Origin of the sequence: Kitasatospora azatica KCTC 9699, from assembly GCF_000744785.1 — a bacterium.
GTDB lineage: Bacteria > Actinomycetota > Actinomycetes > Streptomycetales > Streptomycetaceae > Kitasatospora > Kitasatospora azatica.
This window is the reverse complement of record NZ_JQMO01000003.1, coordinates 5623342-5646251: the sequence shown is the minus strand read 5'-3', so window position 1 is coordinate 5646251 and position 22910 is coordinate 5623342. Positions and strand designations below refer to the sequence as shown.

At 70.4% G+C, this 22910-nt stretch carries 19 protein-coding genes, 1 tRNA gene and 1 pseudogene; 3 read left to right on the top strand and 18 right to left on the bottom strand.

Annotated features, from left to right (window positions below; genetic code table 11):
- Positions 1–6: 6 nt before the first annotated feature.
- The 15 genes from ispG to BR98_RS42415 all read right to left on the bottom strand — a co-directional run bounded on the left by ispG (position 7) and on the right by BR98_RS42415 (position 15684).
- Positions 7–1167: a flavodoxin-dependent (E)-4-hydroxy-3-methylbut-2-enyl-diphosphate synthase gene (gene ispG / locus BR98_RS35485; protein ID WP_035851527.1), complete on the bottom strand. Its 1161-nt coding sequence runs from the start codon at positions 1165–1167 to the stop codon at positions 7–9.
- Positions 1168–1268: 101 nt separating this feature from the next.
- Positions 1269–2291 carry an adenosyl-hopene transferase HpnH gene (hpnH, locus tag BR98_RS35480; protein WP_035851525.1) on the bottom strand — a complete coding sequence of 341 codons (1023 nt, stop codon included), beginning with the start codon at positions 2289–2291 and terminating at the stop codon, positions 1269–1271.
- A gap of 2 nt (positions 2292–2293) precedes the next feature.
- The gene (locus tag BR98_RS35475) at positions 2294–3004 is read right to left on the bottom strand and encodes a phosphorylase family protein (RefSeq protein ID WP_063774899.1); all 711 of its coding nucleotides are present in this window, start codon (positions 3002–3004) and stop codon (positions 2294–2296) included.
- On the bottom strand, positions 3001–5055 hold the full coding sequence (gene shc, locus BR98_RS35470; protein ID WP_083977769.1) for a squalene--hopene cyclase: 2055 nt from the start codon (positions 5053–5055) through the stop codon (positions 3001–3003). Before shc ends, BR98_RS35475 begins: the two co-directional genes overlap by 4 nt.
- Positions 5056–5134: 79 nt before the next feature.
- The gene (locus tag BR98_RS35465) at positions 5135–6223 is read right to left on the bottom strand and encodes a polyprenyl synthetase family protein (RefSeq protein WP_035851523.1); all 1089 of its coding nucleotides are present in this window, start codon (positions 6221–6223) and stop codon (positions 5135–5137) included.
- 182 nt (positions 6224–6405) lie between these two features.
- Positions 6406–7854, bottom strand: coding sequence for a hydroxysqualene dehydroxylase HpnE (gene hpnE, locus BR98_RS35460; RefSeq protein WP_035851520.1), 1449 nt, complete (start codon positions 7852–7854; stop codon positions 6406–6408).
- An 82-nt stretch (positions 7855–7936) separates the two neighbouring features.
- The gene (gene hpnD, locus BR98_RS35455; protein WP_051970980.1) at positions 7937–8794 is read right to left on the bottom strand and encodes a presqualene diphosphate synthase HpnD; all 858 of its coding nucleotides are present in this window, start codon (positions 8792–8794) and stop codon (positions 7937–7939) included.
- 41 nt (positions 8795–8835) lie between these two features.
- On the bottom strand, positions 8836–9798 hold the full coding sequence (hpnC, locus tag BR98_RS35450; RefSeq protein WP_035851517.1) for a squalene synthase HpnC: 963 nt from the start codon (positions 9796–9798) through the stop codon (positions 8836–8838).
- Between the two features lie 255 nt (positions 9799–10053).
- Positions 10054–10887 (bottom strand): ABC transporter ATP-binding protein, encoded by an 834-nt coding sequence (locus BR98_RS35445; RefSeq protein ID WP_083977400.1) that lies wholly within the window; start codon positions 10885–10887, stop codon positions 10054–10056.
- A complete protein-coding gene (locus BR98_RS35440; protein ID WP_051970978.1) occupies positions 10874–11815 on the bottom strand; it encodes an ABC transporter permease in 942 nt (313 codons plus the stop codon). The genes BR98_RS35445 and BR98_RS35440 overlap by 14 nt, the downstream gene beginning before the upstream one ends.
- Positions 11816–11942: 127 nt before the next feature.
- A complete protein-coding gene (locus BR98_RS35435) occupies positions 11943–12845 on the bottom strand; it encodes a glycosyltransferase family 2 protein (protein ID WP_035851514.1) in 903 nt (300 codons plus the stop codon).
- Positions 12842–13579, bottom strand: a complete 738-nt coding sequence (locus BR98_RS35430) for a CDP-alcohol phosphatidyltransferase family protein (RefSeq protein ID WP_035855001.1) — start codon at positions 13577–13579, stop codon at positions 12842–12844. Before BR98_RS35430 ends, BR98_RS35435 begins: the two co-directional genes overlap by 4 nt.
- Before the next feature lie 88 nt (positions 13580–13667).
- Positions 13668–14729: an iron-containing alcohol dehydrogenase family protein gene (locus tag BR98_RS35425; protein ID WP_035851511.1), complete on the bottom strand. Its 1062-nt coding sequence runs from the start codon at positions 14727–14729 to the stop codon at positions 13668–13670.
- Positions 14717–15472, bottom strand: coding sequence for a phosphocholine cytidylyltransferase family protein (locus tag BR98_RS35420; protein WP_035851508.1), 756 nt, complete (start codon positions 15470–15472; stop codon positions 14717–14719). Before BR98_RS35420 ends, BR98_RS35425 begins: the two co-directional genes overlap by 13 nt.
- Positions 15469–15684 (bottom strand): DUF5941 domain-containing protein, encoded by a 216-nt coding sequence (locus tag BR98_RS42415; RefSeq protein ID WP_324606704.1) that lies wholly within the window; start codon positions 15682–15684, stop codon positions 15469–15471. The genes BR98_RS35420 and BR98_RS42415 overlap by 4 nt, the downstream gene beginning before the upstream one ends.
- Before the next feature lie 373 nt (positions 15685–16057).
- Here BR98_RS42415 and idi point away from each other — a divergent pair, with 373 nt between their 5' ends.
- Entirely contained in the window at positions 16058–16648 is a 591-nt protein-coding gene (gene idi / locus BR98_RS35415) for an isopentenyl-diphosphate Delta-isomerase (RefSeq protein WP_035851505.1), read from the top strand.
- 90 nt (positions 16649–16738) lie between these two features.
- Here idi and BR98_RS35410 read toward each other — a convergent pair whose 3' ends face one another.
- Positions 16739–17209: an ATP-binding protein gene (locus BR98_RS35410; RefSeq protein ID WP_407639553.1), complete on the bottom strand. Its 471-nt coding sequence runs from the start codon at positions 17207–17209 to the stop codon at positions 16739–16741.
- Positions 17210–17613: 404 nt separating this feature from the next.
- On the opposite strand from BR98_RS35410, the gene BR98_RS35405 reads away from it, so the two are divergent.
- A tRNA-Leu gene (locus tag BR98_RS35405) sits at positions 17614–17698 on the top strand.
- A 312-nt stretch (positions 17699–18010) separates the two neighbouring features.
- On the opposite strand, the pseudogene BR98_RS35400 reads toward BR98_RS35405, so the two are convergent.
- Positions 18011–19094, bottom strand: a pseudogene (locus tag BR98_RS35400) (integrase core domain-containing protein).
- Positions 19095–19616: 522 nt separating this feature from the next.
- Positions 19617–19781 (bottom strand): helix-turn-helix domain-containing protein, encoded by a 165-nt coding sequence (locus BR98_RS39980; RefSeq protein ID WP_157538121.1) that lies wholly within the window; start codon positions 19779–19781, stop codon positions 19617–19619.
- 261 nt (positions 19782–20042) lie between these two features.
- Between BR98_RS39980 and BR98_RS35390 the strand changes: the two genes are divergently transcribed.
- Positions 20043–22850: an AfsR/SARP family transcriptional regulator gene (locus BR98_RS35390; protein WP_198042345.1), complete on the top strand. Its 2808-nt coding sequence runs from the start codon at positions 20043–20045 to the stop codon at positions 22848–22850.
- Positions 22851–22910: the final 60 nt, after the last annotated feature.

Sequence of the window (22910 nt, the reverse complement as noted above, 5' to 3'; positions counted from 1 at the left end):
TTGGGTTCAGCCTGCCGCGATCACCGCGGGTACGCCGGTAGCGCCGCCCTGGGCCAGATGCTGCTCGGCGAGCAGCATCGCCTCCTCGATCAGGGTCTCGACGATCTTGGACTCGGGCACCGTCTTGATCACCTCGCCCTTGACGAAGATCTGCCCCTTGCCGTTGCCCGAGGCCACCCCGAGGTCGGCCTCGCGGGCCTCACCCGGACCGTTCACCACACAGCCCATGACCGCGACGCGCAGCGGCACCTCCATGCCCTCCAGGCCGGCGGTGACCTCCTCGGCGAGCTTGTAGACGTCCACCTGGGCGCGGCCGCAGGACGGGCAGGAGACGATCTCCAGGCCCCGCTGACGCAGGTTCAGCGACTCCAGGATCTGGATCCCGACCTTGACCTCCTCGGCCGGAGGCGCGGACAGCGAGACCCGGATGGTGTCGCCGATGCCCTCGGCCAGCAGCGCGCCGAAGGCCACCGCCGACTTGATGGTCCCCTGGAAGGCCGGCCCCGCCTCGGTGACACCGAGGTGCAGCGGGTAGTCGCAGGCCGCCGCGAGCTGCCGGTAGGCGTTGATCATCACGACCGGGTCGTTGTGCTTGACCGAGATCTTGATGTCGCGGAAGTCGTGCTCCTCGAAGAGCGAGCACTCCCACAGCGCGGACTCCACCAGCGCCTCGGGGGTGGCCCGGCCGTACTTCTCCAGCAGCCGCTTGTCCAGCGAGCCGGCGTTGACGCCGATCCGGATCGGGGTCCCGGCGGCCTTGGCCGCCTTGGCGATCTCGCCGACCTTGTCGTCGAAGGCCTTGATGTTGCCCGGGTTCACGCGCACCGCCGCACAGCCGGCGTCGATCGCCGCGAACACGTACTTCGGCTGGAAGTGGATGTCGGCGATCACCGGGATCTGCGACTTCTTCGCGATGATCGGCAGCGCGTCCGCGTCGTCCTGGGACGGCACGGCGACCCGCACGATCTGGCAGCCCGACGCCGTCAGCTGCGCGATCTGCTGCAGCGTCGCGTTCACGTCCGAGGTCAGCGTGGTGGTCATCGACTGCACCGAGACCGGGGCGTCGCCGCCGACCGGAACGTTGCCGACCATGATCTGACGGGAGATCCGCCGGATGGCGAGCGGCTTGAGTGGCAGCGAGGGAAGGCCGAGCGAGATCGCGGTCATGAGTTGACTCATCCTTGCTGTGCGGTGGTCTTGATGCCATGGTGCTGATTGCCATGGTCGGGCCCGGCGCGCGCTCCTGCACGCGCGCCGGGCGCGCCGACTCAGCGAGTGCCGCCCACCGTCTCCCGGGCCGCCCGGATCGACTCCTTGAGCGAACCCATGGTGGCCAGCACGGCGGTCGGCTCGTAGCCGCAGTGCGCCATGCAGTTCTCACAGCGCGGATCCTTGCCCCGCCCGTACTTGGCCCAGTCGGTCTTCTCGATCAGCTCCCGGTAGGTCGGCACATACCCGTCCGACATCAGGTAGCAGGGGCGCTGCCACCCGAAGAGGGAGTAGTTGGGGATGCCCCAGGCGGTGCACTCGAAGTCGACCTTGCCCTCCAGGAAGTCCAGGAAGAGCGGGCTGTGGTTGAGCCGCCAGCGACGGCGGTTGCCGCCGGCGAAGGCCTTGCGGAAGAGCTCCCTGGTCTGCTCGACACCGAGGAAGTGCTCCTGGTCGGGAGCCTTCTCGTAAGCGTAGGCAGGGGAGATCATCATCTCGTCCACCTTCAGCTCGTCATTGAGGTAGTCGAGCACCTCGATGATCGTCTGGGGGGTGTCGGTGTTGAAGAAGGTGCTGTTGGTGGTCACCCGGAAGCCGCGCCGCTTGGCCTCCTTGATCGCGGCGACCGCCTCGTCGAAGGTCCCCTCCTTGGCCACCGACTCATCGTGCCGCTCGCGCAGCCCGTCGATGTGCACCGTGAAGGTGAAGTACGGCGAAGGAGTGAACTTGTCCAGCTTCTTGCGCATCAGCAGCGCGTTCGTGCAGAGGAAGACGTACTTGCGCTTCTCCACCAGCTGACGGACGATCTCGTCGATCTGCGGGTGCATCAGCGGCTCGCCACCGGCGATGGAGACCATCGGGGCCCCGGACTCCAGGACCGCGCCGACCGCCTGGGCGACCGGCATCCGCTGCTTGAGCACCCCGGCGGGGTGCTGGATCTTGCCACAGCCCTCGCAGGCGAGGTTGCAGGCGAAAAGCGGCTCCAGCTCCACGATCAGGGGAAACTTCTCCCGCCGCTTGATGAGCTTCTGCTGCATGAGATAGGTACCAACCCGCACGGTCTGGCGCAGCGGCATTGCCATGGCTAGCTCGCCTCCTGAGGGAGCGTCGGCAGGGAAGAGTGGGTCATCGGGAACAAATCTGACGGCTCCGGTATCGAACGGAGGTGCGTGGTGCCGACTGCGGCGCCGCTGACGGCGCGGTGCCAGCCGAGCAGTGCGGGCACGGTGGCCCGCAGGGTACGGAAGGCGCGCAGGCCCGCCGGGATCGTCCCCGGACGGAGCAACTCGCGCTCGGGCGTGTCGACCACCACCCGCACGGCCGCCACCGGCAGACCGTCGGGCAGTCGGTCGAGGACCGCGGCGGACTCCATGTCCACCGCCGTCACCCCGGCCCGGTGCAGGACGCGGCGTTCGTGGCCGCGCACCACGTGGTCGGCCGTGTGGAGCGCTCCGACGCGCACACCGAGACCCAGGCCCCGCAGGGCCTGGGCGAGAACATCGGGCAACCGGGTAGCAGTTGAACATCCCGAGGCGGAGTGCACCCTGTCGGCAACAATCACCTCGCCCGGTCTTGTTCCCGGCGCCGAGGCGGCGCAGAATCCGGTCATCAGCACCGCGCCGTAGGCCTGTGGCCCGGCCGCCAGCAGGGTGCTGACGGTCCGTGCGGCCCGCTCCGGGCCCATGCCGGTGCGCGCCAGCACCGCCGGACCACCCAGGGCGTTCGCCCAGTCGCCGCCGCGCAGCGCCCACTCCTCGGGCGCCAGCGCGCACAGCACGAGCAGAGGACGGTTCACGTGGCCCTCCGGGGATCGCCCAGCACGGGGTTGCCGTGCAGGTAGCGACCGAGCGCGGTGACCGGGAAGACCAGCCGGTAGAGGTGGTAGTTGATCGAGAAGTCCCACGGGAAGCCGGTCCCGGTGAACTGCGGTTCGTCCCAGCTGCCCTCGGCCAACTGGGTGGCCGCCAGCCAGCGCACGCCGCGTTCGACCGCGGCGGTGCCGCGGCCGTCCTGCGGTGCGAACCGGCCGCCCGGGCCTTCGCCCGCCGCCAGCAGCGCCATCAGCGCCCAGGCGGTCTGCGAGGCGGTGGAGTCGCCGCGCCCGGACCACTTCTCCGGGTCCTCGTAGGAGCGCATGTCCTCGCCCCAACCGCCGTCCTGGTTCTGCCGCTCCTCCAGCCAGCGCACCGCGCGCCGGATCGCCGGGTCGGACTCCGGCACCCCGGCGGCGACCAGGGCCGGCACCACCGAACCGGTGCCGTAGATGTAGTTGGTGCCCCAGCGGCCGAACCAGGAGCCCTCGGCCTCCTGGTTCTTCAGCAGCCACTCGACGCCCCGGCGGGTGCGCGGGTCGTCCGCCTTGCCGACCTCGGCCAGCATCTCCACCACATGGGCGGTGACGTCGGCCGACGGCGGGTCGACCACCTCGCCGAAGTCGCAGAACGGCAGCTTGTTGGGCAGGGTGCTGGTGTTGTCCACGTCGAAGGCGCCCCAGGCACCGTTCTTGGACTGCATGCCGAGGTTCCACTCGACGCCGCGGTGGACCGCGCCGTCCACCTTGGCCGGCTCCGGGTGCTTGACCCGGCGCAGCGCCAGCACCACCTCGGCGGTGTCGTCGATGTCCGGGTAGGTGTCGTTGTGGAACTCGAAGGCCCAGCCGCCGGGCTCCAGCTGCGGACGCTGGACCGACCAGTCGCCCTTGGTTCTGATCTCCTCGCCGAGCATCCAGTCGGTCGCCTTCAGCACCGCCGGGTGGTCGCCCGGCAGGCCGGCGTCGACCAGCGCGATGGCGGCCAGGCAGGTGTCCCAGACCGGGGACTGGCAGGCCTCCAGCCAGCGCGCACCGTCCTCGGTGTGCACGGTGAAGCGTTCGAACGCGGCCAGGCCCGCCTGCATCACCGGGTGGTCGAGCTCGTAGCCCTGCAGGTGCAGGGCGATCAGCGAGTAGACGGCGGGCGGTTGGATGCCGCCCCAGCAGCCGTCGGCCTCCTGGCGCTCCACGATCCAGCGGGCGGCCTGACTGAGCGCCAGCCGGCGCAGCGGACGCACCGCGCGCTTGTGGTAGGCGTGCAGGACCAGGTCGAGCCGTTCGAAGAAGCCGTCCCAGCTGGTCGGCGGCGCGAGCGGGCGCAGTGGGAAGGGGTTGGCCGGGTCGCTGTGCAGTTCGGTGAGGTCGAACGGGGCCGGCTTGACCGGGCGGTGGGCGGAGACCACGGTGAGCGGCACGATGGTCTGCCGGGCCCAGCAGCCGAAGGCGTAGATGTTGAGCGGGAGCCACTTGGGCAGAAACATGATCTCGGGCGGCATCTCCGGCAGCCGCTCCCAGGGCCACCAGCCGAACAGTGCCAGCCAGATCCGGGTGAACACCCGGGTGGCCGCGATGCCGCCGGCCCCGCGCACGTACTCGGCCGCGGCCCGCATGTGCGGGGCGCTCGGCGCGTCCCCCGCCAGGCGCAGCGCCACATAGGCCTCGACGGTGGTGGAGATCTCCGGCGGGCCGCCGTGGAAGGTGCCCCAGGTGCCGTCCTCGCGTTGCTGCGAGCGGATCCACTCGGCGGTGGCCGCGGTCTGCTCCGCGGTGCGGATGTCCAGGAACTGGCGGAGTAACAGGTCCTCGGCGTCCATGGTGACGTTGGTTTCGAGGTCCCCCTTCCACCAGCCCTCGTCGTCCTGCAGGGACAGCAGATGCTCGGTGGCCCGGCGCAGGCTGTCCTCGATCGCCGCGCGGTCCAAGGGTGACGGCGCCAGTGGCTGCGTCCCCTGCGTGGCGGGCCCCCCATTGGCCGCCACGCTTGTCTCGATCGGCCATGCTCCGACCCGCTCGGCCGTTTCGGCCGGGCCGGCCATCGGCCGTTCGTCCACCGCGACCGGCTCGGAATCGTACTCAGGGTCGAGCCGGCCGTCCGCGGTTGCTGTCAACTTGCTGTCACCTCTCTCGTACCACCACGAATTCGGCGAGGGCCACGAAGCGATCGCGCACCTCGTCGGCCATCGGCACCTCGTCCAGAGCGGCGAGGGCGGTCTTGTGCTGGCGGCGGGCCTCCTCCTGGGTCCAGGAGCGGCCTCCCGCCTGCTCGATCAGGGCGGCCCGGCCGGCCAGCACCTCCTCGGACTCCTCGCCGCGCCCCTGCGGGTCGGCGAGCAGTTCGGCCAGTCGGCGCGAGGCCGCTCCGCCCTCGGCGAGGGCGGCCGCCACCGGGAGCGACTTCTTGCGCTGGCGCAGGTCGCCCCAGTGCGGCTTGCCGGTGACCTCGGTGGCGCCCCAGATGCCGAGCAGGTCGTCGACGGCCTGGAAGGCCAGCCCGAGGTGGTGGCCGTAGCGCTCCAGCGCGTCGGCCGTCCGGTCGTCGGCGCCGGCCAGCACCGCACCGATCGCCGCGGCGGCGGCCAGCAGGGCGCCGGTCTTGTTGCCCTCCATCTCGAGGCACTCGGCGACGCTGACCGCGTCGCGGTGCTCGAAGGAGAGGTCCTGGGCCTGACCGTCGATCAGCTTGCGGGTGGCAGTGGTGATCAGCCGCACGGCTCGGGCGGCGTCCGCGGGAGTCGCGGCGCCGCTCTTGCCGGCGTCGAGCAGGACCTCGGTGCCGAGGGTGGCCAGCGCGTCGCCGACCAGGATCGCCTGTGCCGGACCGAAGACGGTCCAGGCGGTCGCCCGGTGCCTGCGAGTCTCGTCACCATCCATCAGATCATCATGCAGGAGCGAGAAGTTGTGCACCAGCTCAACAGCTACCCCACCAGGTACTCCGGCATGTGCGGAGGCGCCGGCCGCCTCGGCCGAGAGCAGCGCCAGCGCCGGGCGGACCGCCTTGCCGCCGTCGCCGGCCGTCGGGTTGCCGGCCTGGTCGGTCCAGCCGAAGTGGTAGGCCGCGACCGCGTCCATCGGGGCTGCCAGTCGAGCGATCGCCGCGCGCAGCGGCGGGGTGCAGAGCGTGCGGCCTCTGGCCAGCAGCTCGGGTACCGAGACGGGCTCGGCCTGGGCCGTCGCTCCCGCGAACGTGCTGGGACGTGCCTCCACGAGTGTTCCCTCTCCCTGGGCCGGTGTACGGGTGTCAGTGGGTGTGGTGCTGCGGGCCTCAGTGCCCGACGGCGAAGTGCCTGACGGCGAGGTGCCCGACGGCGAGATGCCTGACGGCGAGATGCCTGACGGCGAGGTGCCTGGCAGCGCCGTCTCCGACGGCGCGGTGTCTGACGGGGCGGTCATCGCGGCCACCGCCCGTCGCCCCGGTCGACCGGGACCCGGTGACCGGCGGCGGCCAGGGCGGCGTCGGCGGCGGCATGGCCGCTGCGCACGGCGCTCTCCATCGTGGCGGGCCAGCCGGTGGCGGTCCACGAGCCGGCCAGCAGCAGGCCCGGGACCCTGGTGGCGGGCCCGGGGCGCAGCGCGGCGGTGCCCGGCGCCGGGTCGAAGGTGGCGGTGCGCTCGCGGGTGACGAAGAAGTCGAGCACCTCGGCGCCCCGCGCGGCCGGCAGCAGGCGCTCCAGCTCCGGCAGGTAGCGGGCGCGCAGCTCGGAGACCGGCAGGTCGATCTCGTCCCGCACCGCGGACTGGGAGAGCGCCAGGTACTGCGCGCCGGGCCGGGTCCGCGCCAGGCCCGAGTGCTGGGTACGGTCGAAGACCCACTGCACCGGGGAGTCCAGCGCGGCGAAGAACGGCCGGCGCAGCACCTTGCGGTCGTAGACCACGTGCACGTTGAGGATCGGCGCGTAGCCGAGCTCGCCCAGCCGCTGCTGCTCGTCGATCGACTCCGGCGGCAGCAGCGCGGCGGCCGTCTCCTGGGCGCCGGCCAGCACCACGGTGTCGGCGGTCAGCAGTTCACCGTTCTCCAGGCGCACCGTGTGCTGCCCGGACGCGTCGGACTTCAGCTCCACGGCCTTGGTGCGCAGCCGGACCCCGACCTCGGCCTTGGCCAGCTCGGCCAGCGCGGTGTCGTGGTGGACCGCGCCGAGCGGCACCGCGGCGATGCCGATGTCGCTGGCGCCCGGGTCGGTGAGCAGGCCGGTCTTGAAGACCATCGCGGCCAGCGCCAGCGAGACCTCGTCGGCCCGCGCGTTCAGGGTGGCGATGCCGACCAGGTCCCACAGCGCGGCGACGGTGCGCTCGCTCTGGCCGTGCGCGCGCAGCCACTCACCGAAGGAGAGCCGGTCCAGCGCCGGGTCGGCGAGGTCCAGGCGCTGCAGGGCGAGGGCGCCGCGGACCACCCGCAGGCGGTCCAGCGAGTCCAGGTGCGGGTAGGTCGCCAGGCTGGCGGCCAGGTGCAGCGGGACCGGCAGCGCCGCCCGGCGCAACCGGCCGAGCCGGTGCCGGGCGCCGCGCGCCGTCTCCCGTACCGAGAGCACCGGGACGTCCAGCCGCGGCTGGATCTCCATCTGGCTGCCGGCCCCGAGTCGCTCGATCAGGCCGCGGTAGGCGGTGCAGCAGCGCAGGAAGACGTGCTGGCCGTTGTCCACGGTCAGCTCGCCCCGGCGGAACGAGAAGGCCAGCCCGCCCAACCGGGGGCGGGCTTCCAGCAGGGTGACCCGGTGGCCGGCCTCGGCCAGCCGGAGCGCGGCGGTGATCCCCGCCAGACCGCCGCCGACCACCACGGCCGCCGGGGTCCCCCCGGCCGACGGCTGGGGGAGGCCGGCCGTCTCGGCTCGCCCGGTCATCTCGCCTCCCTGCTGGTGGATCCGTCCTTGCAGCTGTACTGCCCCGGATCCGCGAGGATCAGGAGCGTCCCTGGGCCAGCGCTCAAGAGCGGCCTCCGGCCAGACCGGAGAGCGCGACGTACGCCTTCTCCCAGCCCGGCAGCGAGACCCGGCCGCGCAGCACCGACTCGGGCTCCGCGGCGATCCGGCCGAGCAGCCGGTGGTAGATGCCGGCCATCGCGGCGGTGCAGGCCCGGCTGCGGCGGTCCAGCATCGGCAGCAGCCGCAGCCCCTCCTCGAAGTAGCCCTGGGCGCGCTCCGCCTCGAAGGCCACCAGTCCGGTGAAGTCCGCGCCGACCGGCGGCGTGGACAGCGCGAAGCCCTGCTCGCAACCGAACCGGGCCAGGTCCTCGGCCGGCAGGTAGGTCCGGCCGTTGACCGCGTCCTCGCGCAGGTCGCGCAGGATGTTGGTGATCTGCAGCGCCAGGCCCAGGGTGTCCGCGTACTCGGCCCCGCGCTTGGGGTCGTCGCAGCCGTAGACGCCGAGCGACAGGCGCCCGATCGAGCCGGCCACGCAGCGGCAGTAGACCTTGAGGTCCTCGAAGGTCTGGTACTCGGCGCCGCGCAGGTCCATCTCGACGCCGTCGATCAGCTCGTCGAAGGCGTCCAACGGGATCGCGAAGCGACGCGACGCGTCGGCCAGCGCCACCTTGATCGGGTCGGTGTCCTCCTCCGTGACGGTGCCGGACCGGATCTCGTCCAGCAGTGCCCGGGTGGCTAGCAGTTGCTCGGTCTTGCGCTCGGCCGGCAGCTCGCCGTCGCCGATGTCGTCGACCCGGCGGGCCAGCGCGTACAGCGCGGACATGGCCAGGCGCTTGGGCTCCGGGAGCAACCGGATCCCGTAGCTGAAGTTGCGGGCCTGCAGGGCGGTGACCGCCTCGCAGTACCGATACGCCGCCATGACCGGTGCCGACGCCAGTGGTGATGCCGCCACTCGGGCGTTCACCTTCCCTTCGCGAAGATGGCCGCCGCCTTCAGTGCGAGGCGGCGCTTGTCGGGCTTCGGTTGCTGTGCCAGTACGTCGTGACCGGCGGCCTCGATGGCCGCCAGCGCCGCGTACCCGCCGGCGGTGAATCCCGCCAGCAGCAGTCGAAGCCTGCCACGAACCGTACCCACCAGCGGCGCGCCGTGATCGAGCAGGGTCCGCGCCCGGGCGGCCTCGAAGGCAACCAGTTCGCGCACCTTCGGTCCGGCCGTGGGCTGCCCCAGGTCGTCCTCGGAGACACCGAAGCGGGCCATGTCCTCGGCCGGAAGGTAGATCCGACCTCGGGCGTGGTCCTCGGCGACGTCCTGCAGGTGTTCGATCACCTGAAGCGCGGAACAGATCGCATCCGATCGCTCGATCCGCTCCAGGGTGGCAACGTCGGCCAGCGCCAGGACCAGACGACCGACCGGATCGGCGGACAACGTGCAGTAGTTGATCAGACTTTCGAAAGTCGGATAGCGGGTGGTGACCTGGTCCACCCGGTTCGCCTCGATCAGTCGGCGGAACGGCTCGGGGGTCACCGCATGCCGGTCGACCAGCGGGACCAGCGCCTGCAGCAGGGGGTGCCGCGGCGCCTCGGCGGTCGGGCTGCCCGGCTTCAGGGCCGCCTCGAAGGCGCGGTCCAGATCGCGCTCCAGACCGTCCAGCAGACCCAGTCTGAAAGTCGTCTCGTCGGACTGCTCCGAAGGAGTGGGGACGCCCAGGATCCTGGCCGTCCCGGCCGGATCCTCCAGGTCCCCGTCGCCCGCGTCGTCCACCAGCCGGGCGAAGCCGTAGACCGCCATCAGGTCGTCGCGCCAGGCCGCGGGCAGGAACCCGGGCGCGACCGGGAAGTTCTCCCGCGCCGCCTTGTCGAGGGTCGCTGCCCCCGTGTCGTCACCGCTCCCCGAGCGTGCCGAGGACTGAGCCGAAGTCGTCACTGCCGTCACTCCCCCGTTCTACACCGGTGTTGACCATGGAATCGACTCGAACACTCCCCCCAGGGCAGGCGGGCCCGTTCTCGGGCCCCCACCCTTTCACTTCCGGACACCCGCCGAAAAGACCACCCCCCGGCGCGCCGGTCCCATCTCACCCACGCGGCGCACACGCCGGAGCGCACGGCCGGCGGCCCTGCTCCGCACGCGGAAGAGCCGGTGCCCGCTGGGGGGCACCGGCTCTTGAGTGGCTTGTCGCGTCTACGGGCGCTCGCCGCGTTCGTACATGCCGACCACCTCGTCGGTCGGACCGTCCATGATCAGCTGGCCGGTCTCGATCCAGACGGTGCGCTCGCAGGTGTCGCGGATCGCGTTGTTGTTGTGGCTGACCAGGAAGACCGTACCGGCCTCCTTGCGCAGCTCGCGGATCCGGTCCTCGCTGCGGCGCTGGAAGGCCTGGTCACCGGTGGACAGCGCCTCGTCGATCAGCAGCACGTCGTGGGTCTTGGCCGCCGCGATCGAGAAGCGCAGCCGGGCCGCCATGCCGGAGGAGTACGTGCGCATGGGCAGGTTGATGAACTGCCCCTTCTCGTTGATCCCCGAGAAGTCCACGATGTCCTGGTAGCGGGCCTTCACCTGGGCCGGGCTCATGCCCATCGCCAGGCAGCCGAGCACCACGTTGCGCTCGCCGGTCAGGTCGTCCATCAGCGCGGCGTTCACACCGAGCAGCGACGGCTGGCCGTTGGTGTAGATCGCACCGCGCTCGGTCGGGAGCAGACCGGCGATCGCCGACAGCATGGTCGACTTTCCGGAGCCGTTGGAGCCGATCAGGCCGATCGCCTCACCCTTGTACGCGGTGAAGCTGACGCCGCGGACGGCGTGCACCTCGGTGATCGCGGGCGAGCGCTTGCGGGAGATCAGGCGGGACAGGGCGGAGGTGGCGCTGCCCTTGCCGGCGGAGGCGCCGTGCACCTTGTAGACGATGTGCACGTCGTCGACGATGACGGTGGGGACCCGGGTCTCCTTGGCAGCCGCGACCGCCTTGGCGTCGCGCTCGTCACGGTCGGTGATGGTGGTGGTGTCAGCCACGTCCATACTCCTCTTCGGCCTTCCAGAAGAACACGTACCCGAGAACGAACAGCGCCACTGCCCAGCCGGTGGCCACCGCCCAGATGTGCGGCGGGAGGGTCTCGTGGTGCCCGGGGTACTTGTGCGGGCTGTAGATCGACGGCATCATCGCGTGCCGCACCAGCTCCATGAAGACCGACGCCGGGTTGATCTGCATGAGGATCTGGCACCACTTGGGCCAATTGTCGATGTGGTTGGCGATGCTGTACATCACGCCCGAGGTGTACATCCAGGTCCGCAGCAGGAACGGCATCAGCTGGGAGATGTCACTGGTCTTGGAGCCGACCCGGGCCATCACCAGGGCGAGGCCGGTGTTGAACATCGACTGCAGGATCAGCGCCGGGACGAGCAGCGTCCAGGTCGTGGTGAGGGGGAAGCCGAAGCCGAGCACGATGCCGACCAGGACCACCATCGAGATCAGCAGCTGCTGGAGCTGGATCACCGTGAAGGCGATCGGCATGCAGGCGCGCGGGAAGTGCAGCGCACGGATCAGACCGAGGTTGTCGGAGATGGCCCGGGTTCCGGCCTGGATGGCGCTCTGGGTGAACTGGAAGATGAAGACGCCGATACACATCCAGGGGATGTAGTACGGCATGTCATCCCGGTTCTTCAGGATGAGGCCGAACACCAGGTAGAAGACCGCGCAGTTCAGCAGCGGGGTGACGACCTGCCAGACCTGGCCCATCTTCGCCGTGGTGTACTGCGCCACCAACCGGGCCGTGGCGAAGGCCACGATGAAATGCCGACGCCCCCACAGCTGCTTCGTGTACGCGACCAGTCCGGGCCGCCGCCCACTGACCGTCAGGCCGTACTTCTCGGCGAGCTGCTTCTGGGTCAGCCCGGTATCAACACCCCCGGGGAGGGAGAGGTTGATCGGTTCACTCACTGTCGACACATTCGTCCTTCACGGATCGGAAGTCCGGCTGCTGGCCGGGGGGCAGTCGCCGGGTTCTCGACGGGGAGATCCAAACGGATCACGGGGGAAGTCCGTCGGGGGTGTGGTGGTCCCCCGAGCGGAGTGATCAGATGACCGGCGGTCTGCCCAACCTGGTCAATCGCCATACAGTACGCCACCGCATGGGCCGTCGCGCACCACAGGGCGTGCGCCAGCCCTCCCGGAACCCGGCCCGCCACGCCTGCCAAGCCTCCCCCGAGGGACGGCGAGCCAGGGTGAGCAGAATCCAGGTGCAGAGATAGAGAGGCACCAACAGGGCCGGAAGGTTCCGTCGGGCCAACCAGACCCGGTTTCGCGCCACGTTGTGGAAATAGGTGGCGTGCCGGGCCGGTGAGGTGGTGGGGTGGTGCAGCACGATGTCGGCCCGGTAGTCGATCGACCACCCGGCGTCCAGCGCACGCCACGCGAGGTCGGTCTCCTCGTGGGCGTAGAAGAACTCCGCGGGCAGCTGCCCGGCCTGCTCGAAGACGGTCGAGCGGACCGCGCTGGCGCCGCCGAGGAAGGTGGTGACCGGCGAGGAGTGCAGCGGGTCGCTGGCGCGCAGCCGCGGCACGTGCCGGCGCTGGGTGACGCCGGTGTCCGGGTCGGCGATCCGGAAGCTGACGATGCCGAGCTCCGGATCGGCGGTGAAGGCTTCGCGCAGCAGCTTCGCCGAGTCCTTCAGCGGCAGCAGGCCGTCGTCGTCCAGGAACAGGACCGCGTCCACGTCCCGGCCGCTCGGGCCGAACAGCTCGATGCCCACGTTGCGGCCGCCCGGGATGCCGAGGTTCTCCGGCAGCTCGACGGTGCGCACGCCGGCCGGCAGCGGCGGCAGCGGGGCGCCGTTGCCGACCACGGCCAGCTCGACGGCCGGGCCCTCCTGGTTCAGCACCGACTCGATCAGCGCGTTCAGCTCGGCGGGGCGGTTGCCCATGGTGATGATGACCGCGCCGAGCTTGAAGTCCTCGGCGGTCTTCTGGGCCGCGCTCATCGGAGCCTGCTGGACAGGACGATGCTCAGCAGGTGCAGCACGGTCTGCAGCATGGCGATCGCCGCCAGCACCACCACCGCGAGCCGGGTGAAGAAGAGGCCGCCGTGCACCGCGTCGGCGATGCCCGCCGCCAGGATGAAGAGCGAGGCCTCCACGGCGCCGACCAGGCGGTGGAACTTCAGCAGCGAGGCGGCCCGGCGGGCCTTGGCGACACCCGCCGAGCGCGGCACCGAGGCGCTGTCCTCGACGGCGGTCAGGCCGCTGCGGGCCCGGGCCACGTCGACCAGGTCGGTCTCCGACTTGATCAGGATCGCGCCGAGCGCGGCCAGCGTGCCGAGGAAGGCCCACTCCCAGCGCGAGGCGCTGCCGGAGCGGTGGAGGAGGTCGGCGGCGCGCAGGCCGAGGCCGGTGAGCAGCGCGGCCTCGGACATGTAGTGGCCGACCCGGTCGAGGTAGACGCCGGTCAGCGAGGTCTGCCGGCGCCAGCGGGCCACCTCGCCGTCCACGCAGTCCAGCAGCAGGTAGACCTGGATCAGCAGGGCGCCGGCGATCGCGCCGCCGATGCCCGGGATGACCAGCGCGGCACCGGCCAGGATGCCCGTGCACATCATCAGGTAGGTCAGGCCGTTGGGCGTGATCGCGGTGACGGTGGAGAGCACCCGGGTGATCCGCAGCGAGATCTTCCGCATGTACAGCCGGCCCGCCCAGTGCTCGGCGCTGCGCCGCTGGAGCATGCCCTCGGGATGGATGACGGCGCGCAGCTCCTCGATCGAGGGGCGGACCGTGAGGTCGACCGTGCGGACGGGGGCCGAGGTGGCGGACTCAGCTGTTGACGGCTTGGACATAGTCGGCGTACGCGTCCCTGATAGCGGAAGGGGAGAGGTCGAGGTACTCAAGAATGGTGAAGCGGCCCGGCCGGGTATTCGGAGCGTAGTGCACCGCTTCGGTGAACTCCGCCTCGGTGAAACCGATCTGATCGGCGGTCACCGGCAGCCCGTGGGTCCGCAGGCGCTCGACGATCAGCGCGGTCAGCTCGCGCTCGCCCCGCAGGTGGCTCGCGAAGGCGGCACCGAGGCCGACCTGCTCGCCGTGCTGGGCGGATCGCTTGGGATACAGCACGTCCAAGGCATGCGAGATCTCGTGGCAGGCACCGGAGGAAGGCCGGGTACTGCCAGTGATGTTCATCGCGATGCCGGACAGTACCAGTGCTTCCGAGAGCGCCGTAAGGAGGTCCGTGTCCTCCAGCTTTCCCGGGTGGCGCAGCAGGTTCTCACCGGCCGAACGCGCCATCGCGACGGCGAGGCCGTCCACCGGTTCACCGGTCTCGCGCTGGGAGAGTTCCCAGTCGGCGCAGGCCGAGATGTTGGAGATGACGTCGCCGATGCCCGCCGCCACGAAGCGCCTCGGGGCCTTCTGGATCACGTCCAGGTCGACCACGATGCCGATCGGTCCGGGCACCCCGTACGAACCGCGCCCCGCGTCGTTGTCGAGGATCGAGACGGGAGAGCAGATGCCGTCGTGCGCCAGGTTGGTGGCGACGGCGACAACGGGCAGCCCGACCCGCGCGGCGGCGTACTTGGCGGCGTCGATGATCTTACCGCCCCCGAGACCGACCAGGACGTCGTAGTGCCCGCCGCGCATCTGCTCGGCCAGCCGCACCGCGCCGTCCAGCGTCCCGTCACCGACCTGGAACCAGTCGGCGCTGGGCAGCTGGGGCTCCAGGCGCTCGCGCAGCCGGGCCCCGGAACCGTTGCTGATCGCCACCGCGACCCGGCCGGCGGCGGACAGGCGCTGGTCTGCCAGGATGCCGGCCAGCGCGTCCAGGGCGCCCGGACGGATCTCGACGAAGACCGGCGAGGGGATCAGCCTCGTCAGTACTGGCACGCGATCTCCCGCGCCTTCGCCAGGTCCTCGTGGTTGTCGACCTCGACCCAGGAGACCTCGCCGATCGGCTGCACGTCGATCCGCAGGCCGCGGTCGGCCATCTCCTGGTAGCCGTCCTCGTAGTAGAGCTGCGGGTCGCGCTCGTAGGTGGTGCGCAGCGCGTCGGTCAGGTCGGCGGCGGCGGACGGGTTGATCACGGTGAGGCCGATGTACTCGCCGGTCGCCTCGGCCGGGTCCATCAGTTTGGTGATCCTTTGCACGCCCTTTGCCGGGTCGACGATGACCTTCATCTCCTCGTCGGCCAGCTTCTTCACGGTGTCCAGCGCGAGCAGGATGCCCGGCGCCCGGCCCTCGGCGGTCAGCCGGTCGTTGCCGTCCAGCATGGTGCGCTGCACCGAGGCCGGGTGCACGGTGTCACCGTTGGCCAGCAGCAGGCCCTCGCCGAAGAGCTCGCGGGCGCACCAGAGGGAGTAGGCGTTGTTCCACTCCTCGGCCTTGTCGTTCTCGACCAGGGTGAGCTTGACGCCGTACTTCTGCTCCAGCGCGTCCTTGCGGTCGTACACCGCTTCCTTGCGGTAGCCGACGACGATGGCGGCCTCGCGCAGGCCGACCTCGGCGAAGTTGCCGAGGGTGAGGTCCAGCACGGTCTTCTCGCCGTCCACCGGTACCAGCGCCTTGGGGAGCGTGTCGGTGTACGGGCGGAGCCGTCGGCCGGCTCCGGCCGCCAGAACGAGGCCGATCATGCGGGGTCTCCTGTTTCGTCGTACCGGGTGCCGTGCTGTGGTGCTGCTACGCCGTGCTGCCCTGGGGTCCCCCTGTGCCGACCGACGAGTCGGCGCCCCGGTCCCGCCCTGCGGCGGTGCACCGTGTCTATGTGATGGTAGGCGACCCGCGCGACCAGCCCGAACGGCGGCCTGGGCAGCTGGACAGCAGGTGCCCGAAGCGTGTTGATCATGTGCACGATCAGTTGCGAGGAGGGGTCGGTGGGAGGTCGGTGGAAGGTTGGCGGGGGGTTGGCGGGCAGTTGTTGGGAGCCTGGCGGGAGGTTGTTGGGAGCTTGATGGGAATCTGCTGAGCGGTTGCTGGGGGCGTGCGAACAGCGCGCACGCCGGGGATTTGCCGAGGTGCGCGCCTCTTCACCCCCCGGAAGGCCGCTCGTGCGTCGAATCCGTCCCCACGACGCGCCCATGGGGCAGACTGGGGCACCGACGCCCTCCGCACGCGGCACAGTTCGCGCCGGGGCGCGCTGCCGTCCGCTGGACCGGGGGGGCTTGCCCGAGGTGGCTTACCCGGGTGGCGGCGCCGGTCCCCGTGCCGAAAGAGGTCCAATGCCAGAGAGCCGACCGACCAGCCTGGCCGCCGAGCCGCCGACCGTCGTCGCTCCGGAGATCAAGCTGGAGCTGGTAGACGACACCGGTGTCACCATCGGCACCGCGGAGAAGCTCTGGGCGCACCAGCAGCCCGGGCACCTCCACCGGGCGTTCTCGGTCTTCCTCTTCGACCAGCAGGGCCGACTGCTGCTGCAGCGCCGGGCCCTGGGCAAGTACCACTCCCCCGGTGTCTGGTCGAACACCTGCTGCGGCCACCCCTACCCCGACGAGCCGCCGTTCGTCGCCGCCGCCCGGCGCACCGCCGAGGAGCTCGGCACCGCCCCCGCGCTGCTCTGCGCGGCCGGCACCGTCCGCTACGACCTGCCGGACGAGGCCTCCGGGCTCATCGAGCGGGAGTGGAACCACCTGTTCGTCGGGCTGATGACGGACGAACTGCGGCCGGACCCGGAGGAGGTCGACGACACCCGCTTCGTCACCGCGCGGGAGCTGAAGGAGCTGCAGGCGCAGAAGCCGTTCTCGGTCTGGTTCAACACGGTCTTCGAGGCGGCGCTGCCCGGGATCCGGGAGATCGCCGGGCGCGACTGGTAGCTGTAGCTACGCCACTGGTAGCTGTAGCTACGTGACTGGTAGCGGCGGCTACGCGACCGGCAGCCACGGCTGCGCGACTGGTAGCCGCAGCTATCCGCGTGGGCCGGGGGGCAGCGGCAGGGAGGCCCAGATCACCTTGCCGCCGTCCCCGGCCTGCTCCACGTCACACGAACCGCCGGCCTCCAGCGCGATGCTCTTGACCAGCATCAGTCCGCGCCCGCCGGTCTGCCCCTCGTCGCTCTGCACCGCCTTGGGCCGGTACGGATGCCCGTCCTCCACCGCCACCCGCACCTGGCCACCGCCGATGGTCACCTCGGTGGTCACCTGCGGGGTCAATACCGCCGCGTGCGCGACCACGTTGGTGACCAGTTCCGAAACGATCAGCAGCAGCCCGTCGGTCAGTTCCTCGTAACGCTCGCCGACCAGCCCGCACCTGCGCAGCAGATCCCGCACCGCGTGCCTGACCTGTGGGACCGAGGACTCCTGCGCTCCAGCGACGATCCGCCACAGGCCCTCCTCGGCGGCGGCCGGCGCCACCTGTGCGGTCCGACCCTCGGTCACCGCCTCGGCCTGCGTCAGTTCGGTCGCCGTCACGCTGGTCCGCTCCACGTTGTGCCACCTTCCTCCGGACTCGGGAGGCATCGCCGGCACCAGCCGCATCGCCGGCACCGGCCGACCTTTCGGGAACGGGGCGTTCCGTTCAGGGGCTCCCCTTCACTTCAGAGGCTAGGAGAGCCGCCCGATTCCTTGCGCAGGGTCGAGGAACTTGCCCCCGCCGGACCATTCCTGACCGACCTTGACCACTTCCCCACCACTCCCGCCCAACTCCCACCCCCGTCCAGCTCGCATCCGCTCACCCACCCCCCTCACCACCAGAGAATCCCAGGTGAGGACCACTCCCAAAGCCTGCTACTGTTCTCTCTGTCGCCGCAGGGCCCGAGACCGGAACCCAAGGCACACACCCAGTCCGGGTGGCGGAATGGCAGACGCGCTAGCTTGAGGTGCTAGTGCCCTTTATCGGGCGTGGGGGTTCAAGTCCCCCCTCGGACACGACCCATTCGCCAACGTTGTTGGCGAGGGAATGCAGGTCAGGAGCGATCCTGACCTGCATTTTGCGTTGTGCGTGATTGTAGTCGCAGCGCAGGCCGAGGGCGGCGTAAGTCTGCCGCTTGGTCTCGGGCTTGGCATCGCGTAGGACGTCGATCATGCTGCCGGCTTGATCTACGAGGTCGGCGATCTGCTGTTCGGTCAGGGCCTGGGTGCGGCGGGTGCCGGTTGCGGTTCGAAGTCGTGCCTCGGCTCTGGCGCGTTGGGTTTCGGTTTCGGCGATCCTGTGGGGCTCGGAAAAGTCGTCGCTGCCGGTCAGGCTGCGTATCGGTACTCGTTGATGACGCCGCCGAGGACGCGGGTGCGCAGGAGTCTGTGGCCTTGGAGGTCGTGTGCGACGGTGGTCTGCTCATGGGTGCCGGGTGGTAGTTGGTTGCGGGCACGGTGGGGACGGTGTTCGTTGTAGTGCTGCTGGTAGGCGGCCAGGGCGTGGCGGGCGTGGGCCTCGTTCATGATGAGCACATGGTCCAGGGCTTCACGCCGGATGCTCCCGATCACTCGCTCGCAGTGGGCGTTCATCCGGGGAACTCGCGGTGCGCTCTTGAGGATCTCGATCTCCTCGGCCTCGAAGACGGCGTCGAAGGACTGCCCGTATTTGCCGTCGCGGTCACGTAGTAGGAAGCGTAGGGACTCCGTGCGTCAACCGAGGTCGGCGGCCACGTTCCGGGCCTGCTGCACCGCCCAGTCCCGGGTGGGGTGGGCGGTGACGCCGGCGATGTACAGGCGCCGGCTGCCGTGCTCGATGAATGCCAGCGCGTACAGGCGCCGGCCGAGCATCGTGTCGAGATGGAAGAAGTCGACGGCGATGATGCCCTCGGCCTGGGCCGTGAGGAACTCGCGCCACGTCGGGCCGGTGCGACGCGGAGCCGGGTCGATGCCCGCCGCGTGGAGGATCTCCCACACCGTGGATGCGGCGATCGGGTGCCCGAGGCGGGCGAGTTCCCCCTGTATCCGCCGGTGTCCCCACCTCGCGTTCTCTCGAGCGAGCCGCAGGATCAGTTTCTTGATCGCCGTTCGGGTCGACGGGCGCCCGGTCCGGGTTCGCCGCGCTGTAGTCCCACTTCGCCGCGATGAACCTGCGATGCCACGCCAGCAGCGTGCCCGGGGCGACCGGGAAGACCTCGCGCCACCGGTGACGGGGTATCAGGCTCGACAGCGCTGCCAGCCAGAGCCGATCTGCCGGCTCGTAGCGGACCCGGCCGACGATCTGGCGGCGCAGCACCGCGTTCTCGTGCCGGAGCACAAGCAACTCCGCGTCCTTCGAGGTGCCGCGCCGCAGCAGCACCTCGGGGGCAGACAACAGCTTGCGGGTCACCTTGTACAGCAGCGAGACAATCACGCGGACATGGTGCCAGGCGCCATCGCCCCACCGCTGCCACCTGCGGCGATGACTTTCCGAGCCCGACAGGGTGAAACCGGGCTGCCCTTGCGCGCCGCCATCCGCAGCGGGCACCATATCTGTAGTAGGACTGTGGCTGGCCGCAGCGAATCTACTATGGCAGTGCCAGTTGCCCGCGCAACAGCGGCATGTGCGTATGGGTCGACACACCCCTCGAACATCAACTCTGGGCCTACGGCCTGCGACGATGTGCTGGTTGAGATCCATCTCGACCAGCACTTTTTGTTTTCCAGGGTCGAACGTCAGAATCAGTCCGTGGCAGGACGCGCTCCCCGGCCTGCCGGACGCTGCGGACGGGCCGGCGACCCCTGTTCTGAGCCGCGTGGGACCGGCGGGTCGGCACCCGCCGCGCCGTTCGTCCGTCGCCAGTCCGGAACGGCGCGGCCAGAGATAGGGGCCGTCCCGGTCGAGTGCGCCTACGGCGCTGCCGTCACCACCCTGGCTGCAGCCGGCAGACCGTGATCAGATCCAACGGCGCTGCGCCGCCTTGATCCCGGCGTCGAACCGGCTGGTGGCGTTGAGGCGCCGCATGAGGCCGGCCACCAGGCGCCGCTCGGTGCGCAGCGAGATTCCCAGCCGCTTCGCGGCGGTCTCGTCCGTCAGCCCGCTGGCCAGCAGGACGATCAATTCGTGCTCCAGGTCCGACAGTTCGTCGACCGGTGGACGGCGTGGCCGCGAGGGCTTCGCGGGGGCCTCCACGTGTTGGTCGGCCGACTCCGGCAGGGGGTTGGCAAGGCATCCGGAACATCTCGGACATTCGGTCAGGGACTCTCTAGGCATGCCTTCTCCCCCGGGAACGGTATCGACCCGATCCTGACTTCTCACGCTTACACTCCTCCTACACGGGGCGTAGCCGCAGGGGGCTGGCGGCGCTATGGGGGGTGGGACGTGGACTTCAGGCTGCTCGGGCCTTTGGAAGTCAGGGACGACGACGGTGAGCTGTGCCGGATTCCTGACGGGCGGCTGAGGACCCTCCTGGCCGTGCTGCTCCTCCACGCCGGCTACGCCGTCTCGACCGACTCATTGGCCGAGTACGTGTGGGAGGGCACACCTCCCCGTCAGCCTCGTGCGGCGCTCCAGGTGATGGTGGTGAGGCTGCGCAAGAGCCTCGGGCCGCAGGTCGGAGCTCGGATCAGGACCGCGCGTCCCGGCTACCGGCTGACTGCCGATCCGAAAGAGGTGGATCTGCGCCGCTTCGAGGATCTCCACCAACAAGGCATCGCTGCCGAGGGAGTGGAGGATTGGCGGGCAGCCGGCGAGCTGTTCGTCGGCGCCCTGGCCTGCTGGCGGGGTGAGCCGTTGGAGGATCTGCCCGGAGAGTTGCTGGGCATGCAGACAGTTCCGCCGCTGCAGGAACGCCGGCTGGATGCGCTGCGAGGCCGGATCGAGGCCGAGCTCGCGCTCGGCGACCACCACAAGCTCGTCGCGGAGCTCAGCCGCCTGGTCGAGGATTGGCCGTTGCGGGAGCACTTCCGCTGCCAGCTCATGCTGGCCCTGTACCGCAGCGGGCGACGCGCCGATGCGCTCGCGGTGTTCCAGGCCGGGCGCCGTCTGCTGGTCGAGGAGTTGGGCCTCGAACCGGGGGTCGAGCTGCGGGCGCTGCACGGCGCGATCCTGGCCGAGGACCCTGGACTGGCATGGGCAGCACCCCGGCAGGCCGGCTTCGGCGGCCGGTCGGCCGGCCGTGCGGCTCGCGTACGTCCGGTTCAATTACCTGCGGATCTCGCTGACTTCACCGGTCGGGCCGAGCAGGTGGATCGCCTTGTGAGCCTCTTGGCGGGGACGGATTCCGAGCGGCCGATCGGACCAGTGGTGCTGTCGGCGATCGACGGTGCCGGCGGTTTCGGCAAGACCGCCCTGGCTGTCCATGTGGCCCATCTGGTGCGCAGCCGATTCGCCGACGGCCAACTCCACGCCGACATGCTGGGAAGCGGTCCGTCGCCGACCAACCCCACCGAGATACTGGCCCGATTCCTGCGCGGTCTGGGCATCACGACGGAGCGAATACCGGCTGATCCCGATGAGCGCGGAGCACTGTATCGGAGTCTGCTGGCCGGGCAGCGCGTGCTGATCCTGCTGGACGATGTCAAGGACGCTGCTCAGGTGCGCCCCCTGATGCCCGGAGTTGGTGGCTGCGCCGTGCTCGTCACGAGCCGCAGCATGCTGGCCAGCTTGGACGGTGCGGACCGGCTGACGCTCAGCACCCTGCCCCACGACGAGGCGCGCGAGTTGTTCACCCGGATCATCGGGGCGCAGCGGGCCGGAGCAGAACCGCGAGCGGTCGCCTCCGTACTGGCGGCCTGTGCGGGCCTGCCCCTTGCCATCAGGATCGCCGCCGCCCGGCTGGTCGCCCAGCCCAGCTGGAGTGTTCAGGCCCTTGCCGATCAACTCGGTGGTCAGGAAAGGCTGCTGGACGAGCTCCAGGTCGAGGACCGGGCGGTTCGGACGACCTTCGCGGTGAGCTACCGGAATCTGCAACCGGACCAGGCCCGTGCTTTCCGTCTGCTCGGTCAGTGCGAGGGGCCCTTCACCACCCTCGCCGCGGCGGCCGCACTGCTGGCGCTGCCGGCGGCCAGCGCCGCGCGGATCCTGGACGCCTTGGTCGACATGCACCTGGTCGTTGCCCCGGGCCCGGGGCGCTACCGCCTGCACGACCTGCTGCGTGTCTACGCCATCGAGTGCGCGCAGTCGGAGGATCCGCCGCAGGAGCAGGATGCCGGCGCCGACCGGCTGCTCGGCTGGTACCTCCATACCAGTGCGGCCGCCACGAAGAAGCTCAATCCGCCCCGGCGCCATGTCGTGCTCGATCCACCGGCCCCTTCCGTTCGGCCGCTCAACTTCGCCGACTACGACGAGGCGCTCGCCTGGTGCGAGACGGAGCAGGAGAATCTCGTCGCAGCCGTGCTGCAGGCCGCCCGCACCGGTCGGCACGAGATCGCGTGGAAGCTGCCGATCACGATGTGGGATCTCTTCAATCTGCGCCGCCCGGACGAGGGCTGGACCGACTGCTACGAGGCGGCGCTGGCTGCCACCCGGGTGCTGGATGATCCGGGAGCGACCGCGTGGGTGCTCAACAGCCTGTCCAGTGCCTATCAGGCGGCCGGGCGCCTCGCTGACGCGGCGGACTGCCTCGACCAAGCCCTGGAGATACGACGGCGACTCGCCGACATCCGAGGGGAAGCGTCCTGCCTGATCAATCTCGGCTACGTCCACATCGAGATGGGCGAGGCCCGAGCGGCCGTGGGCATGCTGGAGCGGGCACTCGAGATCTTCCGGCAGATCGGGCTGCCTTACGGCGAGGAAGCGGCGCACTCCAATCTCGGGGAGGCGCACAGGAAACTCGGCAATCTCGAAGCCGCTCTCAGCCACTATCGGGAAGGCCTCGCCATCGCCGTCGAGAGATCCGACCGCTACTTCATGGGCCGGGACATGGCCAACGTCGCCGATACCCTGCACATGCTGGACCGGGTCGAAGAAGCCGGCGAGTACGCCACCCAGGCCCTCGCGCTGAACCAGGAAGCCGGCAACCGCGTTGACGAGGGCATCGCGCTGGACGTCCTCGGCCTCGTGGCCGCGGCCAACGGGGAGACCGGGCCGGCCCTGCGGTACTGGGAGCAGGCTCGTGCCGTCCTCGACGATCTCGGCCATCCGCGGGCCGCCGAGATCGAGGCCCGCATCGGGCGTCCGCGCAGCTGACCGGGCAGTGACGGTGGTGGCCCGCCCCGCCGACGGCGGGACGGGCCACTTCGGTGCTCG

What these genes read in the sequence shown, in the direction of transcription:
- ispG (WP_035851527.1), bottom strand. Translation starts at nt 1,167, where the DNA reads ATGACCGCGATCTCGCTCGGCCTTCCCTCGCTGCCACTCAAGCCGCTC.
- hpnH (WP_035851525.1), bottom strand. Translation starts at nt 2,291, where the DNA reads ATGGCAATGCCGCTGCGCCAGACCGTGCGGGTTGGTACCTATCTCATG.
- shc (WP_083977769.1), bottom strand. Translation starts at nt 5,055, where the DNA reads ATGGCCGGCCCGGCCGAAACGGCCGAGCGGGTCGGAGCATGGCCGATC.
- hpnE (WP_035851520.1), bottom strand. Translation starts at nt 7,854, where the DNA reads ATGACCGGGCGAGCCGAGACGGCCGGCCTCCCCCAGCCGTCGGCCGGG.
- hpnD (WP_051970980.1), bottom strand. Translation starts at nt 8,794, where the DNA reads ATGGCGGCGTATCGGTACTGCGAGGCGGTCACCGCCCTGCAGGCCCGC.
- BR98_RS35445 (WP_083977400.1), bottom strand. Translation starts at nt 10,887, where the DNA reads ATGGACGTGGCTGACACCACCACCATCACCGACCGTGACGAGCGCGAC.
- BR98_RS35435 (WP_035851514.1), bottom strand. Translation starts at nt 12,845, where the DNA reads ATGAGCGCGGCCCAGAAGACCGCCGAGGACTTCAAGCTCGGCGCGGTC.
- BR98_RS35430 (WP_035855001.1), bottom strand. Translation starts at nt 13,579, where the DNA reads ATGCTCCAGCGGCGCAGCGCCGAGCACTGGGCGGGCCGGCTGTACATG.
- BR98_RS35420 (WP_035851508.1), bottom strand. Translation starts at nt 15,472, where the DNA reads ATGATCGGCCTCGTTCTGGCGGCCGGAGCCGGCCGACGGCTCCGCCCG.
- BR98_RS42415 (WP_324606704.1), bottom strand. Translation starts at nt 15,684, where the DNA reads ATGATCAACACGCTTCGGGCACCTGCTGTCCAGCTGCCCAGGCCGCCG.
- idi (WP_035851505.1), top strand. Translation starts at nt 16,058, where the DNA reads ATGCCAGAGAGCCGACCGACCAGCCTGGCCGCCGAGCCGCCGACCGTC.